Annotated in this window: 11 protein-coding genes; 4 read left to right on the forward strand and 7 right to left on the reverse strand. The window is 71.5% G+C overall.

Features of this window, described 5'->3' with window-relative positions:
* Window positions 1-28 precede the first annotated feature (28 nt).
* The 3 genes from coaE to rpsA all read right to left on the reverse strand — a co-directional run bounded on the left by coaE (window position 29) and on the right by rpsA (window position 3286).
* Window positions 29-631 carry a dephospho-CoA kinase gene (gene coaE, locus CP975_RS08550; RefSeq protein ID WP_055533233.1) on the reverse strand — a complete coding sequence of 201 codons (603 nt, stop codon included), beginning with the start codon at window positions 629-631 and terminating at the stop codon, window positions 29-31.
* A 23-nt stretch (window positions 632-654) separates the two neighbouring features.
* Window positions 655-1593 carry a PAC2 family protein gene (locus CP975_RS08555; RefSeq protein WP_030793405.1) on the reverse strand — a complete coding sequence of 313 codons (939 nt, stop codon included), beginning with the start codon at window positions 1591-1593 and terminating at the stop codon, window positions 655-657.
* A gap of 181 nt (window positions 1594-1774) precedes the next feature.
* A complete protein-coding gene (gene rpsA / locus CP975_RS08560) occupies window positions 1775-3286 on the reverse strand; it encodes a 30S ribosomal protein S1 (RefSeq protein ID WP_055533235.1) in 1512 nt (503 codons plus the stop codon).
* 354 nt (window positions 3287-3640) lie between these two features.
* On the opposite strand from rpsA, the gene CP975_RS08565 reads away from it, so the two are divergent.
* Together CP975_RS08565 and hrpB are read left to right on the forward strand one after the other, a co-directional pair.
* Window positions 3641-4462, forward strand: a complete 822-nt coding sequence (locus CP975_RS08565; protein ID WP_055533237.1) for a class I SAM-dependent methyltransferase — start codon at window positions 3641-3643, stop codon at window positions 4460-4462.
* 4 nt (window positions 4463-4466) lie between these two features.
* On the forward strand, window positions 4467-7034 hold the full coding sequence (hrpB, locus tag CP975_RS08570) for an ATP-dependent helicase HrpB (RefSeq protein WP_150476722.1): 2568 nt from the start codon (window positions 4467-4469) through the stop codon (window positions 7032-7034).
* Here the strand turns inward: hrpB and pgfA are convergent.
* The 4 genes from pgfA to polA form a co-directional block, all read right to left on the reverse strand.
* Complete coding sequence (pgfA, locus tag CP975_RS08575; RefSeq protein ID WP_055531722.1) at window positions 7031-8077, reverse strand: cell envelope lipid trafficking protein PgfA; 1047 nt, start codon at window positions 8075-8077, stop codon at window positions 7031-7033. The two genes, hrpB and pgfA, sit on opposite strands and share 4 nt — an antisense overlap.
* Window positions 8078-8122: 45 nt before the next feature.
* Complete coding sequence (locus tag CP975_RS08580) at window positions 8123-8257, reverse strand: SPW_0924 family protein (protein ID WP_150476723.1); 135 nt, start codon at window positions 8255-8257, stop codon at window positions 8123-8125.
* A 170-nt stretch (window positions 8258-8427) separates the two neighbouring features.
* Window positions 8428-10161: a lytic transglycosylase domain-containing protein gene (locus CP975_RS08585; RefSeq protein WP_055531724.1), complete on the reverse strand. Its 1734-nt coding sequence runs from the start codon at window positions 10159-10161 to the stop codon at window positions 8428-8430.
* A 399-nt stretch (window positions 10162-10560) separates the two neighbouring features.
* Window positions 10561-13314 (reverse strand): DNA polymerase I, encoded by a 2754-nt coding sequence (gene polA, locus CP975_RS08590; protein ID WP_055531726.1) that lies wholly within the window; start codon window positions 13312-13314, stop codon window positions 10561-10563.
* Between the two features lie 124 nt (window positions 13315-13438).
* Here polA and CP975_RS08595 point away from each other — a divergent pair, with 124 nt between their 5' ends.
* Both CP975_RS08595 and CP975_RS08600 read left to right on the forward strand, forming a co-directional pair.
* Window positions 13439-15718, forward strand: coding sequence for an FdhF/YdeP family oxidoreductase (locus tag CP975_RS08595; protein ID WP_055531749.1), 2280 nt, complete (start codon window positions 13439-13441; stop codon window positions 15716-15718).
* Window positions 15719-15768: 50 nt separating this feature from the next.
* The gene (locus tag CP975_RS08600) at window positions 15769-16251 is read left to right on the forward strand and encodes a PaaI family thioesterase (protein ID WP_055531728.1); all 483 of its coding nucleotides are present in this window, start codon (window positions 15769-15771) and stop codon (window positions 16249-16251) included.
* The last annotated feature ends 12 nt before the right edge of the window (window positions 16252-16263 follow it).

Here is a 16263-nt window from a genome sequence, read left to right on the forward strand (position 1 = left end):
CGGACAGCAGCCGCCGGAGGCCGGTGGCCTACGGACGAGCAGCCCTGCGCGCAAGCTCCGCCCAGACCTCGGCGACCCGCTCCCGCAGGCCGTCGAGGGGGCCGTCGTTGTCGATCACGATGTCCGCGATCTCCAGGCGCTTCTCTCGGGTGGCCTGCGCGGCCATCCGCGCGCGGGCGTCCTCCTCACTCATGCCGCGCAGCCGCACCAGACGCTCCAGCTGGGTCTCGGGGCTCGCGTCGACGACGACCACGACGTCGTACAGCGGGGCGAGGCCGTTCTCGGCGAGCAGCGGCACGTCGTGGACGACCACCGCGTCGCCGGACGCGGACTGTTCGAGTTCGGCGGAGCGGGCGCCGACCAGTGGGTGCACGATCGAGTTGAGGGCGGCCAGCTTCCCGGCGTCGGCGAAGACGATCGCGCCGAGCCGCGGCCTGTCCAGGGAGCCGTCCGGCGCCAGGACTTCCGGCCCGAAGGCCTCGACGACGGCCGCCAGTCCGGGAGTTCCGGGCTCCACGACCTCGCGCGCGATCTTGTCGGCGTCGATCAGGACGGCACCGGACGCGACAAGGAGCCGCGAGACTTCACTCTTGCCGGCGCCGATTCCGCCGGTCAGACCTACCTTCAGCATGACCGGCAGCTTAGGGCCTGCGGTTACGCGTCGCCCTCCCGCTCGGCGAGGAAGCGTTCGAATTCGCGGCCGATCTCGTCGGCGGACGGGATGTCGGCCGGCTCGGCGAGCATGTTGCCCCGCTCCTGCGCGCCCGCGGCCGCGTCGTACTGGTGCTCAAGTCCCTGGACCAGCGCGACGAGTTCCTCGTCGCCCTCCTGGATCTGCCGGTCGATCTCGGTCTGGGTGCGGTGCGCCTCCGTGCGCAGTCCGTGCGCGACGCCGGGGAGTACGAGCCCCGTGGCGGCGGTGATCGCCTCAAGGACCGTGAGGGCCGCGTCGGGGTACGCCGAGCGCGCGATGTAGTGCGGGACGTGCGCGGCGACGCCCAGCACGTCGTGACCGGCCTCCAGGAGGCGGTACTCGACGAGGGAGGCCGCGCTGCCCGGCACCTGCGCCTCGTCGAAGGGGCTGCGGTGCCCCGGCACCAGGTCGGTGCGGTTGCCGTGCGGAGTGAGGCCGACGGGTCGGGTGTGCGGCACGCCCATGGGGATGCCGTGGAAGTTCACCGAGAGGCGCACGCCGAGCCGTTCCACGATCTGCTGGACGGCGCCCGCGAAGCGCTCCCACTCGATGTCCGGCTCCGGCCCGGAGAGCAGCAGGAAGGGCGCGCCCGTGGCGTCCTGGACGAGGCGGACGTCGAGCGTCGGGACCTCGTAGTCGCTCCAGCGGTCGCGCCGGAAGGTGAGCAGCGGGCGGCGCGCGCGGTAGTCGACGAGCCGGTCGTGGTCGAACCTCGCCACCACCTGCCCGGGAAGGCTGTCGGTGAGCCGCTCGACGATCTGGTCGCCGGTCTCGCCCGCGTCGATGTATCCGTCGAAGTGGTAGAGCATGACCAGTCCGGCCGACTCCTGGGCGAGCGCCATGTCTACGACGGCGAGGCCCTTCGGCTCCCATGCGTACAAACCCTGCGGATCAAGCACTGTGACCGCTCCTCCTCGTGTTCGTAACGGAGAACGCACGCAGGGCCACGGGCATTCCCGCGTTCAGATAGCGCCCCAAAGGGGCGCTACCGGCAGCCGCGCGCACAACACTGCGGGCCCGCACCCCCGAAGGGATGCGGGCCCGCAGCGTAGTTCAGCTACAACCGCCTAGAGGCGAGCGTCAGCTCTGGCCACCGGCCAGCTTCTCGCGAAGCGCGGCGAGCGCCTCGTCCGAAGCCAGGGCGCCGGAGTTGTCGTCCGACTCCGAGGAGTACGAACCGCCGCCGCCACCGCTGGACGCGGCCGGAGCGGCGCCGGCCGGAGCCGCCGCACCCTCGGCCTCGGCCTGGGCGTCGGCCTCGCGCGACTTGATGACCTGAGCCTGGTGCTGCTCGAAGCGCGTCTGCGCCTCGGCGTACTGGGTCTCCCAGGCCTCGCGCTGGGTCTCGTAGCCCTCGAGCCAGTCGTTGGTCTCGGGGTCGAAGCCCTCGGGGTAGATGTAGTTGCCCTGGTCGTCGTAGGACGCGGCCATGCCGTACAGGGTCGGGTCGAACTCGACGACCGACGGGTCGGCGCCGAAGGACTCGTTGGCCTGCTTCAGCGACAGCGAGATCCGGCGACGCTCGAGGTCGATGTCGATGACCTTGACGAAGATCTCGTCGTTGACCTGGACGACCTGCTCCGGGATCTCCACGTGGCGCTCGGCCAGCTCGGAGATGTGGACCAAGCCCTCGATGCCCTCGTCGACGCGCACGAACGCACCGAACGGAACGAGCTTGGTGACCTTACCGGGAACGACCTGCCCGATCTGGTGCGTGCGGGCGAACTGCTGCCACGGGTCTTCCTGCGTCGCCTTGAGCGACAGGGAGACACGCTCGCGGTCCATGTCCACGTCGAGAACCTCGACGGTGACTTCCTGGCCGACCTCGACAACCTCGGAGGGGTGGTCGATGTGCTTCCAGGAGAGCTCGGAGACGTGGACGAGACCGTCGACGCCGCCGAGGTCCACGAACGCACCGAAGTTGACGATCGAGGAAACGACGCCGGAGCGGACCTGGCCCTTCTGCAGGGTCGTGAGGAAGGTCTGGCGGACCTCGCTCTGGGTCTGCTCGAGCCAGGCACGGCGGGACAGGACCACGTTGTTGCGGTTCTTGTCCAGCTCGATGATCTTGGCTTCGAGCTCCTTGCCCACGTAGGGCTGGAGGTCGCGGACGCGGCGCATCTCGACGAGGGAGGCCGGCAGGAAGCCACGGAGGCCGATGTCGAGGATGAGACCACCCTTGACGACCTCGATGACGGTACCGGTGACGATCCCGTCCTCTTCCTTGATCTTCTCGATCGTGCCCCAGGCACGCTCGTACTGAGCGCGCTTCTTGGACAGGATGAGACGGCCTTCCTTGTCCTCCTTCTGGAGAACCAGGGCCTCGATCTCGTCGCCGACCTTGACGACCTCGTTCGGGTCGACGTCGTGCTTGATCGAGAGCTCGCGGCTCGGGATAACGCCTTCGGTCTTGTAACCGATGTCGAGCAGGACCTCGTCCCGGTCGACCTTCACGATGACGCCGTCGACGATGTCGCCGTCGTTGAAGTACTTGATCGTCTCGTCGATCGCGGCGAGGAAGGCTTCCTCGTTACCGATGTCGTTGACCGCTACCTGCGGGGTGGTGGCGGTGGTCTCGGTGCTGCTCGTCATGTGGGTTAGGGCTCCGGTACGGACATTGAAGTCGTAGGTACTGCAACGCCGGGAGCCGATTTCGCTCTGCAGAAGCCGGACAGCCAAGGAAGCGCGACTTCCGGCAAGGGAAGGCGCCTCGACAACCGAGGGGACATACAACAGACGCGAGCGCAGCCTGCTATGTCTGAGGAGCGCAGGCTCGCAGCGCAACTTGTAGCATACGGGGGCGGCCGGACAGGGTCAATGCGCGAAGGCGTACACCCGGGGCGGAACGCCGCATACCCGGCACAAAACCTGTCGCCTGAGGCCACACGCGCCGTACGGCGCCCCCTTCGCGACGAGATTCGACGAGGGATACGGAAGATTACGACGATGGAGCCGATCATCCAAGAGTCCGAGCTGCCCGAGCCCGAGGCCACCCGCCGTGACGCGAACGTCACGGAGAGCAGTCGCGCGAACCGCGGCTGGTGGGACCGGAACGCCGACGAGTACCAGATCGAGCACGGCACGTTCCTCGGGGACGACCGCTTCGTATGGGGACCCGAGGGGCTCGACGAGGTGGAGGCGGAGCTGCTCGGCCCGCCCGAGGACCTCAAGGGCAAGGACGTCCTGGAGATCGGCGCCGGCGCCGCACAGTGCTCGCGCTGGCTGGTCTCCCAGGGCGCTCGGCCCGTGGCCCTCGACCTCTCGCACCGCCAGCTCCAGCACGCGCTGCGGATCGGCGGCTCGGTGCCTCTCGTGCAGGCCGACGCGGGAGTGCTGCCCTTCAAGGACGGCGCCTTCGACCTGGTCTGCTCCGCCTACGGGGCGATGCCCTTCGTCGCCGACCCGGTGCTGGTCCTCAAGGAGGTGCACCGCGTGCTGCGGCCCGGCGGCCGCTTCGTCTTCTCCGCGACGCATCCGATCCGCTGGGCCTTCCCGGACGAGCCAGGACCGGAGGGGCTCTCCGTGGCGGCCTCCTACTTCGACCGCACTCCTTATGTGGAGCAGGACGAGGAAGGCGACGCCGTCTACGTGGAGCACCACAGGACGATCGGCGACCGGGTGCGGGACATCGTGGCGGGGGGTTTCCGCCTCGTCGACATCGTGGAGCCGGAGTGGCCCGCCTGGAACACCCAGGAGTGGGGCGGCTGGTCGCCGCTGCGCGGAAACCTGATCCCGGGGACGGCCATCTACGTATGCGTACGAGACTGAGCATGTGATCCGTAACCCCGCGCTCCCCGCCGCTCTCGAACTGCCCGTACGTGACGCGCTGCCCGCCCTCCGTGCCGCTCTGGAGGGGCCGGGCAGCGCGGTGCTGTGTGCCCCGCCCGGCACGGGCAAGACGACGCTGGTGCCGCTGGCGCTCGCGGGCCTGATCGAGGCGCCGGGCGCCTTCGAGGGCGTACGTCGCGTCCTCGTCGCCGAGCCGAGGCGCATCGCCGCCCGGGCCGCCGCCCGGCGGATGGCGTGGCTGCTCGGCGAGCAGGTGGGCGAGAGCGTCGGCTACACCGTGCGCGGGGAGCGGGTGGTGGGCCCCCACGCGCGCGTGGAGGTCGTCACGACGGGCGTCCTGCTCCAGCGGCTGCAACGGGACCAGGAGCTGACCGGCGTGGACGTCGTCGTCATCGACGAGTGCCATGAGCGGCATCTGGACGCGGACACCGTGGCGGCCTTCCTGGTGGACGTGCGGGCGGCGCTGCGGCCCGAGCTGCGGCTGGTGGCCGCGTCCGCGACGACCGACGCGCAGGGGTGGGCGCGGGTCCTCGGGGGCGCGCCCGTGGTGGAGGCGCGCGGGACCGCGCACCCCGTGGAGGTGGTGTGGGCCCCGCCCGCGCGCGAGGTGCGGCCGCCGCACGGCATGCGCGTCGATCCCGCGCTGCTCACCCACGTGGCGTCGGTGGTGCGGCGGGCGCTGGCCGAGCGGGACGGCGATGTCCTGTGCTTCCTGCCCGGGGTCGGCGAGATCGCGCGGGTGGCCGGGCAGCTGGGCGGGCTCGGGGGCCGCGAGGACATCGAGGTGCTCCAGGTGCACGGGCGGGCGCCGGCCGCCGTGCAGGACGCGGTCCTCGCGGGGTCGCCGGGGCGGCGGGTCGTGCTGGCCACGTCGGTGGCGGAGTCGTCGCTGACGGTGCCCGGGGTGCGGGTGGTCGTGGACTCGGGCCTCGCGCGCGAGCCGCGGGTCGACCATGCGCGGGGGCTGAGCGCGCTGGCCACCGTCCGCGCCTCGCAGGCGGCGGGGCGGCAGCGCGCGGGGCGGGCCGGGCGTGAGGCGCCGGGCGCCGTGTACCGGTGCTGGGCGGAGGCGGAGGACGGGCGGCTGCCGCGCTTTCCCGCTCCGGAGATCAAGGTGGCGGACCTCGCGGCGTTCGCCCTGCAAGCGGCGTGCTGGGGCGATCCGGACGCCTCCGGGCTCGCCCTCCTCGATCCGCCGCCGGGCGGCGCGATGGCCGCGGCGCGGGAGGTCCTGGCGGCGGTCGGGGCGGTGGACGGGGCGACCGGACGGGTGACGGAGCGGGGCACGCGGATGGCGCGGGTGGGCCTGCACCCCCGCCTGGCACGTGCCCTGCTGGACGCGGGGCCCCGCGTGGGCGCGCGACGGGCGGCGGAGGTGGTCGCCCTCCTGAGCGAGGAGCCGCCTCGGGAGTATGGCGACGACCTCGCGGCGGCGTGGCGCGCGGCGCTGCGGGGCGGGGACGGTTACGCGGCGCGCTGGCGCACGGAGACGCGGCGCCTGGCCTCGGCGGCGGAATCCACCGCGGGCCGGGCGGGCGGGTCACGCGGAGGCGACGGGGGCGAGGTGTGCGGGGTCGTCGCCGCGCTGGCGTTTCCCGAGCGTGTGGCTCGCGGAGTCGGCGGGGGGACGTACCTGATGGCCAACGGGACGCGCGCCGAGCTGCGGGCGGGGTCCTCGCTGACGGGAGCCGAGTGGATCGCCGTGGCCGTGGCGGACCGCCCCGTCGGCTCCGGGCACGCGCGCGTACTGCTGGGCGCCCAGATCGACGAGGACATCGCCCGAAACGCCGCCGCGCCGCTGCACACGCGGCGGGACGAGGTGACCTGGTCCGGCGGCGATCTCACGGCGAGGAACGTCGAACGACTCGGGGCGATCGAGTTGGCGGCACGCCCCTTGAAGGACGTCGACCTCACGCTCGTACGAGAAGGTCTGCTCACTGGGCTGCGCGAGGAAGGGACGGCGCTGCTGAAGTGGTCCCGGGGCGCTCAGGAGCTGCGGGAGCGGCTCGCTTTCCTGCACCGGCAGCTGGGCGCGCCCTGGCCCGACGTGTCTGAGGACGCCCTCTACGCGCGCGTGGACGAATGGCTGGAGCCCGAGCTGTCCAAGGCACGGCGCCGCGCCGACCTGGCCCGCATCGACGCCGGACAGGCACTCGCGCGGCTCCTGCCGTGGGCGACCGGCGAGGCCGCGCGTCTCGACGCGCTCGCCCCGGAGCGGCTGGAGGTACCGAGCGGGTCCAGGATCCGGATCGACTACGCCGACCCCGAACAGCCCGTGCTCGCGGTGAAGGTGCAGGAGATGTTCGGCCTCGCCGAGACCCCGCGGATCGCGGACGGCGGCGTACCCGTCCTCGTCCATCTGCTGTCCCCTGCGGGCCGTCCCGCCGCCGTCACCGCCGACCTGGCGTCCTTCTGGCGCGAGGGCTACCGCGCGGTGCGGTCGGAACTGCGCGGCCGCTACCCGAAGCACCCGTGGCCGGAGGATCCGGCCACGGCCGAGCCGACCCGGTACACCAAGGCCCGCCAGGCGCGGCGGCGTGACGGCTCCTAGGCCTTGACCGGGTCCGGGTCCGGGTCCGGACCCGGCTCCGGATCGGGGTCGGGGTCGGGGTCGTCGCTCGAAGCGGTCCGCCCGGGGCCGTTCGGCCTGCGTCCGCGGGCCTCCAGCCAGAGGGAGAGCGCGAGCAGGAGCAGGCCGAGGGCGAGGAAGCCCCAGGGAAGGTAGGAGGTCAGCAGGAGCACCAGGACGCGCTGGGACGTGACCAGGTCGACCGTGCTCTCGATGTAGTCCTCGCGCATCTTCACGTGCCCGGCGAAGACCGTCACCTTGTCGCGTCCGCCGAGGAGGGTGCCGCCGCGCAGTTCGTTCTTCTGGATCTCCTCGCCGTAGACGGGCGCCCCGGTGGTCGGCTCGACCCAGAACTTGCGGACCGTGGTGTACCAGCGGGTGGTGCCGGTCTTGGCGAGGGACTTCGGGGTGATGCCCTTGACCGGCATCGTCCTGGGGAAGGGCACCTTGGTCCAGGGGATGGTCTGCTCGAAGTAGTAGACCTTCACGCCTCGGAACGTCTGTTCGCCCTTGTAGTGGATGGGTTTGGTGACGCGGGCCTGCGCGTCGAAGTACTCGTAGTCCCGCTTCTCCGTCAGGAAGGGCCACTTGAACTCGATGCCCTGGCGTTTGACGGGGTCACCGTCGACCGACTCCCCTGGGGCGTGCACCGGCTCCTGGGTGTGCGCGTCGAAGATGTAGCGCTCGGGGATCCTGGAGACCATCTTGCCCTCGGAGTCCTGGACGTAGGAGAGCGCGTCCCAGACGACGACGTCGCGGGAGGAGTCCCCGTCGTTCTTCTCGATCTTCTCCGAGGCCTCGACGTTGCCCTTGAGGGTCTGCACGATGGTGACTTTGCCGACCTTCTCGGCCTTCATGGTGCCGTAGTCGATGAGCGTGGGGTTCTTTGCCTCCAGGACCGCCTCCTGGTACTGGCTCGGCGGGATCTTCGCGAGGCGCGGGAAGGCGTACCAGCGCATGAGCGGGGACATGGCCGTGAAGAACACGGCGAAGGCGAGCAGGACGAGGCTGGCCTTGCGGCGCATCGCGGCGACCCTCCCTACGTCTGTGGGTGCTTGAGGACCGTGCGGCTACGGGTGCTCGGGGACGGTGGTGAGCAGCGGTTCGGGCGATGTCTCGCCGGCCGGGGCGCCGATCGCGGTGATCGTGAGGACCAGGGCGATCGCGGCGGCGAGGCCGGTGGCGGCGGCGATGAGGGCGCGCATGCGGGGCCTCCCGGGTCGGCTTGCGGCCACAGCTGACAGGTCATCAGGGCGGGCACCGTAGCAACGCGGGGGCGAGATGAGAACACGTCGCACACCACAGGACCGCCCCCGCGCCGTGGGTGGCGAAGGGGCGGTCCTGTCGGTGCCTGCGGGGGCGTTGCCGGGTCTCGTTAGTCGGCCGCCGGGGTCGTCGGGGTGGCCGGCGCGGTCGGGGTGGCGGGTGCCTCCGGGGTGTTGGGTGCCTCCGGGGTGGCCGGGGCGGTCACCTTCAGCTCGACGGTGAGGGTGGCGCCGCCGACCGTGACGACCCGCAGCAGGTACGTGCCGGCCGTGTCGTCCGCGTACAGCCTCGGCAGCTTCAACAGGCCGTTCGCGTCGGTCTTCAGGCCCTTCAGCGCGCGGACGGGGTTGCCGCTCGCGTCCTTGAAGTAGGGGCCCTTGTCGTTGGGTGTGGCGTCCGTCGCGGACTTGACCAGGGTGGCGGTGGCTGTGACGCCGTCGGCCGCCTCGCCCTTGTACGTCGCCCTGACCTCGACCCGGTCGGCGAACTCCTTGCCCGCCTCGCAGGTCAGCGGCTTGTCGCTGGTCCTGGCCAGGGCGTCGGCCTGTCGCTCGGTGACGTTCGCCGTGTAGTCCAGGCCCGTCAGCGTGCGGCCCACGACCGTGGCCCGCACGGTGAACCGGCCTGTCTTCTCGCCCGCCTTGAGCACGGGCGCGGTGGCCTTGCCCGTGGCGTTCGTGGTGACGATGGCGCTCCGCGCGCCGCCGTCGAAGCGGGCGTCCGTGTCACCGACGACCCGGAACTTCACCTTGACCTTGGCGACGGCCGAGCCCGAGGTGGACTCCGTACGCACCTGGACGCGCCCGGCGAAGGCATCGCCCGCCACCGCGGCGAGCTTGCCGGTGCCGGCGTCCTTGAGGCGCGCGACCCGCTCGGCGGGCGTGGGGGTCTCGGGCGTCTTGTCGCCGCCGTCGCCCGGCGGCTTGGGCTTGCCGCCGCCGCCGTTGCCGGGCTCGTAGGTGCCTGTCCTGTCCCGGGTGCCGGGCTTGTCCGAGGACGGGCCGTTGCCGCCGGGTGTCGGGCCCACCGCGGGGGTGTGCTCGTCGCTGCGGTCGCCCGGCAGGACGCCCTTGCCGTCGGGGACCTCGTGGGTGCCCTTGCGGTAGTACTCCAGCCACGTCAGGACCGTGTTCAGGTACTCCGTCGAGTGGTTGTAGCTCAGGACCGCCTTGTGCAGATCGGCCTCGACGGCCAGATCGCGGTCGTTCGCGCACAGGTAGTGGCCCGCGGCGAGCGCCGCGTCGTAGATGTTGTTGGGGTCCTTCTCGCCGTCGCCGTTGCCGTCCCGGCCCGAGGTGGCCCACGTCGACGGGATGAACTGCATGGGGCCGACCGCGCGGTCGTGCGTCGCGTCGCTGTCGAACGCGCCCTTGTCCGTGTCGGTGATCTTCGCGAAGCCGTTGCCGTTCAGCACCGGGCCGAGGATCGGCCCGAGCGTCGCGCCGTCGGCGTCGACGCGGCCACCGCGGGCGTGGCCCGACTCGACCTTGCCGATGGCGGCGAGCAGCTGCCAGGGAACGTTGCAGCCGGGCTTGGCTTCGGCGAGCGCGGACTCGGCCTTCTTGTACGCGTCCAGGACGGTGGCCGGGATGCCCGCCTCGGGCTCGCCGTTCGGCGCGAGCGGGACAGGGCTGTGCAGCCGCGGCAGGTCGGTGTAGTAGGGCGAGTCGCCGGTCGCGGAATCACCCGCGGGCGGGGTGTCCGCCGCCCCCGCCGTGCGCTCGCCGCGCGGAACGTCCGTCACGCCCGGGGCCTGCGACGCTGCGAGCGCCGCCACCGCCGCCGCCGCCACCGCGCTGGTCACCGCTCCCCTGCGCAGCCGCCTGCCGAATACCGGCGCCATGACCGAGCCACCCTCCCCTTTGACTACCCGTGTGCGCCGACCCCACCTCCGTACACGCTTGCCCGCGTAGGCGCGTGCTCCCCTAGTAGGGCGGCTCTGGCGACACTACGACAACTTGCAGCGCCCGGGCACCTGTTCGTGCCCGGTTTTTACCAGTTGACCGATACCGCGACAGGGCTGTTACGCGGTGCGGGCTTCACCCCATGTCCCTGCGGGTGGGTCGTGCCTGTCCCTGCGGGTCGCGTCGTGGCCGAGCGCGCCGTTCCCCGCGCCCCTTCGGGGCACGGCACTGAAGCCCCGTAAGGGGCGCGGGGAACGGCGCGACCAGCCACAGCGCGACCCGCAGCGAACCCAGAACCCCGAACCGAACACCCCCCACCGCTCCCCGGCCCGGGAGGGCTAGTGCGCTGCGGACTCCCAGTCCGCGCCCACCCCCACCGACACGTCCAGCGGCGCCCGCAGGGCCACCGCTCCCGCCATCTCCCGGCGGACCAGCTCCTCCACCTTCGCCCGCTCCCCCGGCGCGATCTCCAGCACGATTTCGTCATGGACCTGGAGCAGCATGCGGGAGTCGAGCTTCGCCTCGGTCAGGGCGCGGTGCACATTCAGCATCGCGATCTTGACGATGTCCGCGGCCGTGCCCTGGATCGGCGCGTTCAGCGCCATCCGCTCGGCCATCTCGCGCCGCTGGCGGTTGTCGCTGTTGAGGTCGGGGAGGTAGCGGCGGCGGCCGAGCATCGTCTCCGTGTAGCCCGTCGCGCGTGCCTCGTCGACCGCGCGGCGCAGGTAGTCGCGCACCCCGCCGAACCGCTCGAAGTACGTGTCCATCAGTGAACGCGCCTCGCCCGCGTCGATGTTCAGCTGCTGGGAGAGGCCGAACGCCGACAGGCCGTACGCCAAGCCGTACGACATGGCCTTGATCTTGCGCCGCATCTCGGCGTCGACCTTCGAGCGGTCCACGGAGAACACCTGCGAGGCGACCGTGGTGTGCAGGTCCTCGCCGGAGGTGAACGCCTCAAGCAGGCCCTCGTCCTCGGAGAGGTGCGCCATCACGCGCAGCTCGATCTGGCTGTAGTCCGCGGTCATCAGCGACTCGAAGCCCTCGCCGACCACGAAACCGCGGCGGATCGCCCTGCCCTCGTCCGTGCGGACCGGGATGTTCTGGAGGTTGGGCTCCGTCGAGGAGAGGCGGCCCGTGGCGGCCACCGTCTGGTTGAACGTCGTGTGGATGCGGCCGTCCACGGCGATCGACTTGATCAGGCCCTCGACGGTCACGCGCAGCTTCGCCTGCTCGCGGTGGCGGAGCATGATGACCGGCAGTTCGTTCTCCGTCTGGGCCGCGAGCCAGGCCAGCGCGTCGGCGTCCGTGGTGTAGCCGGTCTTGGTCTTCTTCGTCTTGGGGAGGTTCAGCTCACCGAAGAGGACTTCCTGGAGCTGCTTGGGCGAGCCGAGGTTGAACTCGTGCCCCGCCGCGGCGTGCGCCTCCTTCACGGCCTGCTGGACGGCGCCCGCGAACTGCTGCTCCATCGCCTCCAGATGGGCGCGGTCCGCCGCGATGCCGTGTCGCTCCAGGCTGGCGAGGAGTGTCGACGTCGGCAGCTCCACGTCCTTCAGCAGGTCGCTCGCGCCGACCTCCCGCAGCTTCTCCCCGAAGGCCGTGCCCAGGTCGAGGATGGTGCGGGCCTGCGACATCAGGTGGTCGGCCTCGGCCCGGTCGTCCTCCTCCGTACCGAAGGCGAGCTGTCCGTCCGCGGCGGAGGCGGGCGCCAGCTCACGGCCCAGGTATTCGAGGGACAGGGCGTCCAGGGCGAAGGAGCGGCGGCCCGGCTTGACCAGGTAGGCGGCGAGGGCGGTGTCCATGGTGACGCCGTCCACGGCCCAGCCGTGCTCGGGGAAGACCCGCATCACCGCCTTGGCGTTGTGCAGGACCTTCGGCTTCGTCGGGTCGGCGATCCAGGCCGCGAACGCGTTCTCATCGGCCTCGTCCACGCTCGCCGGGTCGAACCAGGCGGCCGCTCCCCCGGCCGCGGCGAGCGCGACCTCGGTGACCGTGCCCGAACCGAGCTGCCAGGTGTCGACCGTGGCGACGCCGAGGACCGCCTTGCCGTGCTCGGCCAGCCACGGCGCCAGCTCGCCCGCGCCCAGCACCACTCCGTCCAGCTCGACACCGGGCTCCGCCGGGGCCTGCTCGGCCTCCTCGGCACCCGGGTCGACGGCCAGCAGGCGCTCGCGCAGCGAGGGGTTACGGATCTCCAGCGTGTCCAGGACCATGGCGAGCGCCGTGCGGTCGTACGGAGCGCGCTCCAGGTCGGCGACCGTCCTGGGCAGCTCGACGTCGCGCACCATCTCGGTCAGGCGGCGGTTGAGCTTCACCGACTCCAGGTGGTCCCGGAAGTTCTGCCCGGCCTTGCCCTTGACCTCCTCGGCACGCTCGACGAGGTCGGCGAACGAACCGAACTGGTTGATCCACTTCGCGGCCGTCTTCTCACCCACACCGGGGATGCCGGGGAGGTTGTCCGACGGGTCGCCGCGCAGCGCCGCGAAGTCGGGGTACTGGGCGGGCGTGAGGCCGTACTTCTCGAAGACCTTCTCCGGGGTGAAGCGCGTCAGCTCCGAGACGCCCTTCGTCGGGTAGAGCACGGTGACGTGGTCGCTGATCAGCTGGAAGGAGTCGCGGTCGCCCGTGACGATCAGGACTTCGAAGCCGGCCGCCTCCGCCTGCGTGGCGAGCGTCGCGATGACGTCGTCCGCCTCGAAGCCGTCGACCGCGAAGCGCACCGCGTGCATCGCGTCGAGCATCTCGCCGATCAGCTCGACCTGGCCCTTGAACTCGTCCGGGGTCTTGGAGCGATTCGCCTTGTAGTCGGGGAACTCCTGCGAGCGCCATGTCTTGCGCGACACGTCGAACGCCACCGCGAAGTGCGTGGGCGCCTCGTCGCGCAGCGTGTTCGCCAGCATCGACGCGAAGCCGTAGATCGCGTTCGTCGGCTGGCCCGTGGCGGTCGTGAAATTCTCCGCGGGCAGCGCGAAGAACGCCCGGTAGGCCAGGGAGTGCCCGTCCATGAGGAGCAGGCGCGGGCGCCGCTCGCCACCCGCCCCGCCGGCCTTCGTCGCCGCGGTCTCGGACTTCTTCTTCGATGCTGTTTCTGCCACGTCCCCGATCCTGCCACGCCCCACTGACAGTCCCGCCCCGTCCCGCCCCGGAGCCCGGCATTGTCACCGGTGCGTGGGAGGATCGGAGACGTAGCTCACGTACGTGCTCGAAGGGGAGCCGACCATGGCAAGCAAGCCGCCCAAGGGCGATCCGGTCCAGGACGCGCCGCAGGTCGCCGAGGCCCAGCACGCGGCGGCGGGGCTGCCCGCCATCGGTCACACCCTGCGGACCGCCCAGCGGCAGATGGGCGTGCGCCGCACCGCGCTGACCCTGCTGCGGGTCAATCAGAAGGACGGCTTCGACTGCCCCGGCTGCGCCTGGCCCGAGCCGGACCACCGGCACAAGGCGGAGTTCTGCGAGAACGGCGCGAAGGCGGTCGCCGAGGAAGCCACGCTGCGCCGCGTCACCCCCGACTTCTTCACCGCGCACCCCGTCGCCGACCTCTCCACCCGCAGCGGGTACTGGCTGGGCCAGCAGGGCCGCCTCACCCACCCCATGTACCTGGCGGAGGGCGCCGAGCGGTACGAACCCGTCTCCTGGGAGCGGGCCTTCGACATCGTCGCCGAGGAGATCGCCGCCCTCGACAGCCCGGACGAGTCCGTCTTCTACACCTCCGGGCGCACCAGCAACGAAGCGGCGTTCCTCTACCAGCTCTTCGCCCGCGAGCTGGGCACGAACAACCTCCCCGACTGTTCGAACATGTGCCATGAGTCGTCCGGCTCCGCGCTCACCGAGACCATCGGCGTCGGCAAGGGCAGCGTCCTGCTGGAGGACCTCTACAAGTCGGACCTGATCATCGTCGCCGGGCAGAACCCGGGCACGAACCACCCGCGCATGCTCTCCGCCCTGGAGAAGGCCAAGAACAACGGCGCGAGGATCATCACGGTCAACCCCCTGCCCGAAGCGGGCATGGAGCGCTTCAAGAACCCGCAGACCCCCCAGGGCATGGTCAAGGGCACCGCCCTCACCGACCTCTTCCTCCAGATCCGCCTCGGCGGCGACCAGGCCCTCTTCCGCCTCCTCAACAAACTGATCCTCCAGACCGAGGGCGCCGTCGACGAGGAGTTCGTACGCGAACACACCCATGGGTACGAGGAGTTCGCCGCCGCCGCTCGCGCGGCCGACTGGGACGACACCCTCAGGGCCACCGGCCTGGACCGCGCCCGCATCGAGGAAGCCCTGCGCATGGTGCTCGCCTCCCGGCGCACCGTCGTGTGCTGGGCGATGGGGCTCACCCAGCACAAGCACTCCGTGCCGACCATCCGCGAAGTCGTCAACTTCCTTCTGCTGCGCGGCAACATCGGCCGCCCCGGCGCCGGCGTCTGCCCGGTGCGCGGCCATTCGAACGTGCAGGGCGACCGCACGATGGGCATCTTCGAACGGCCCGCACCCGCCTTCCTCGACGCCCTGGAGAAGGAGTTCGGCTTCGCGCCGCCCCGCCATCACGGCCTGGACGTCGTCCGCGCCATCCGCGCCCTGCGCGACGGCGAGGCGAAGGTCTTCTTCGCGATGGGCGGCAACTTCGTGGCGGCCTCCCCCGACACCGACGTCACCGAGGCGGCGATGCGCAAGGCCCGCCTGACCGTGCACGTCTCCACCAAGCTGAACCGCTCGCACACCGTCACCGGCGCGCGCGCCCTCATCCTGCCGACCCTCGGCCGCACCGAGCGCGATGTCCAGGCCGGCGGCGAGCAGTTCGTGACCGTCGAGGACTCCATGGGCATGGTGCACGCCTCCCGCGGCCGCCTGAAGCCCGCGAGCGACCAGCTGCTCTCCGAGCCCGCCATCGTCTGCCGCCTCGCCCGCCGCGTCCTCGGCACCGCCTCCCACACCCCCTGGGAGGAGTTCGAGAAGGACTACGCCACCATCCGCGACCGCATCGCGCGCGTCATCCCCGGTTTCGACGACTTCAACGCGCGCGTGGCACACCCCGGCGGCTTCACCCTGCCGCACGCCCCCCGCGACGAGCGCCGCTTCCCCACCACCACCGGCAAGGCCAACTTCACGGCCGCGCCCGTCGAGTTCCCCGCCGTCCCCGAGGGACGGCTGCTGCTCCAGACCCTGCGCTCCCACGACCAGTACAACACCACCATCTACGGCCTCGACGACCGTTACCGCGGCATCAGGAACGGCCGCCGCGTCGTCCTGGTCAACCCCGCCGACGCCCAGGAGCTGGGCCTCGCCGACGGCACGTACGCCGACCTGGTCAGCGAGTGGCAGGACGGTGTGGAGCGCCGTGCGCCCGGCTTCCGCGTCGTGCACTACCCCACGGCCCGGGGGTGCGCCGCCGCCTACTACCCCGAGACGAACGTCCTGGTGCCGCTGGACGCCACCGCGGACACCAGTAACACCCCTGCCAGCAAGTCCGTCGTGGTTCGCCTGGAACAATCGACGGTCGACTGAGCGTTCGCTCAGCGACAGGTGACGACGTCGAACGAACGGAGCCGGGCCCCATGGGCGAGCAGCACAGCGTGAAGTTCCCGCAAGAGGTCATCGACGAGTACGCCTCGCTCGGTGTCGATCTGCCCTCCCTGTTCTCGGCGGGCCACCTCGGCACCCGCATGGGCGTCCAGATCCTGGAGGCCTCGGCGGAGCGCGTCGTCGGCACCATGCCGGTCGAGGGCAACACCCAGCCCTACGGCCTGCTGCACGGCGGCGCCTCCGCGGTCCTCGCCGAGACCCTCGGCTCGATCGGCGCGATGCTGCACGGCGGCATCACCAAGCTCGCCGTCGGCGTCGACCTGAACTGCACCCACCACCGCGGGGCGCGCTCCGGTCTGGTCACCGGCGTGGCGACGCCCGTGCACCGGGGCCGCTCCACGGCCACGTACGAGATCGTGATCACCGACCAGCAGGGCAAGCGGGTGTGCAGCGCGCGCCTGACGTGCATGCTGCGGGACGCCCCCGGCAACGGCGCCGAGGCCGCGGCCGGCTGACCCGGCCCCGAG

The organism is Streptomyces alboniger, assembly GCF_008704395.1.
Taxonomy (GTDB): Bacteria; Actinomycetota; Actinomycetes; order Streptomycetales; family Streptomycetaceae; genus Streptomyces; species Streptomyces alboniger.

Excerpts from the sequence above, each read along its gene's own strand:
- coaE (WP_055533233.1), bottom strand. The coding sequence starts at position 631 with ATGCTGAAGGTAGGTCTGACCGGCGGAATCGGCGCCGGCAAGAGTGAA.
- rpsA (WP_055533235.1), bottom strand. The coding sequence starts at position 3,286 with ATGACGAGCAGCACCGAGACCACCGCCACCACCCCGCAGGTAGCGGTC.
- CP975_RS08565 (WP_055533237.1), top strand. The coding sequence starts at position 3,641 with ATGGAGCCGATCATCCAAGAGTCCGAGCTGCCCGAGCCCGAGGCCACC.
- pgfA (WP_055531722.1), bottom strand. The coding sequence starts at position 8,077 with ATGCGCCGCAAGGCCAGCCTCGTCCTGCTCGCCTTCGCCGTGTTCTTC.
- CP975_RS08580 (WP_150476723.1), bottom strand. The coding sequence starts at position 8,257 with ATGCGCGCCCTCATCGCCGCCGCCACCGGCCTCGCCGCCGCGATCGCC.
- CP975_RS08585 (WP_055531724.1), bottom strand. The coding sequence starts at position 10,161 with ATGGCGCCGGTATTCGGCAGGCGGCTGCGCAGGGGAGCGGTGACCAGC.
- CP975_RS08595 (WP_055531749.1), top strand. The coding sequence starts at position 13,439 with ATGGCAAGCAAGCCGCCCAAGGGCGATCCGGTCCAGGACGCGCCGCAG.
- CP975_RS08600 (WP_055531728.1), top strand. The coding sequence starts at position 15,769 with ATGGGCGAGCAGCACAGCGTGAAGTTCCCGCAAGAGGTCATCGACGAG.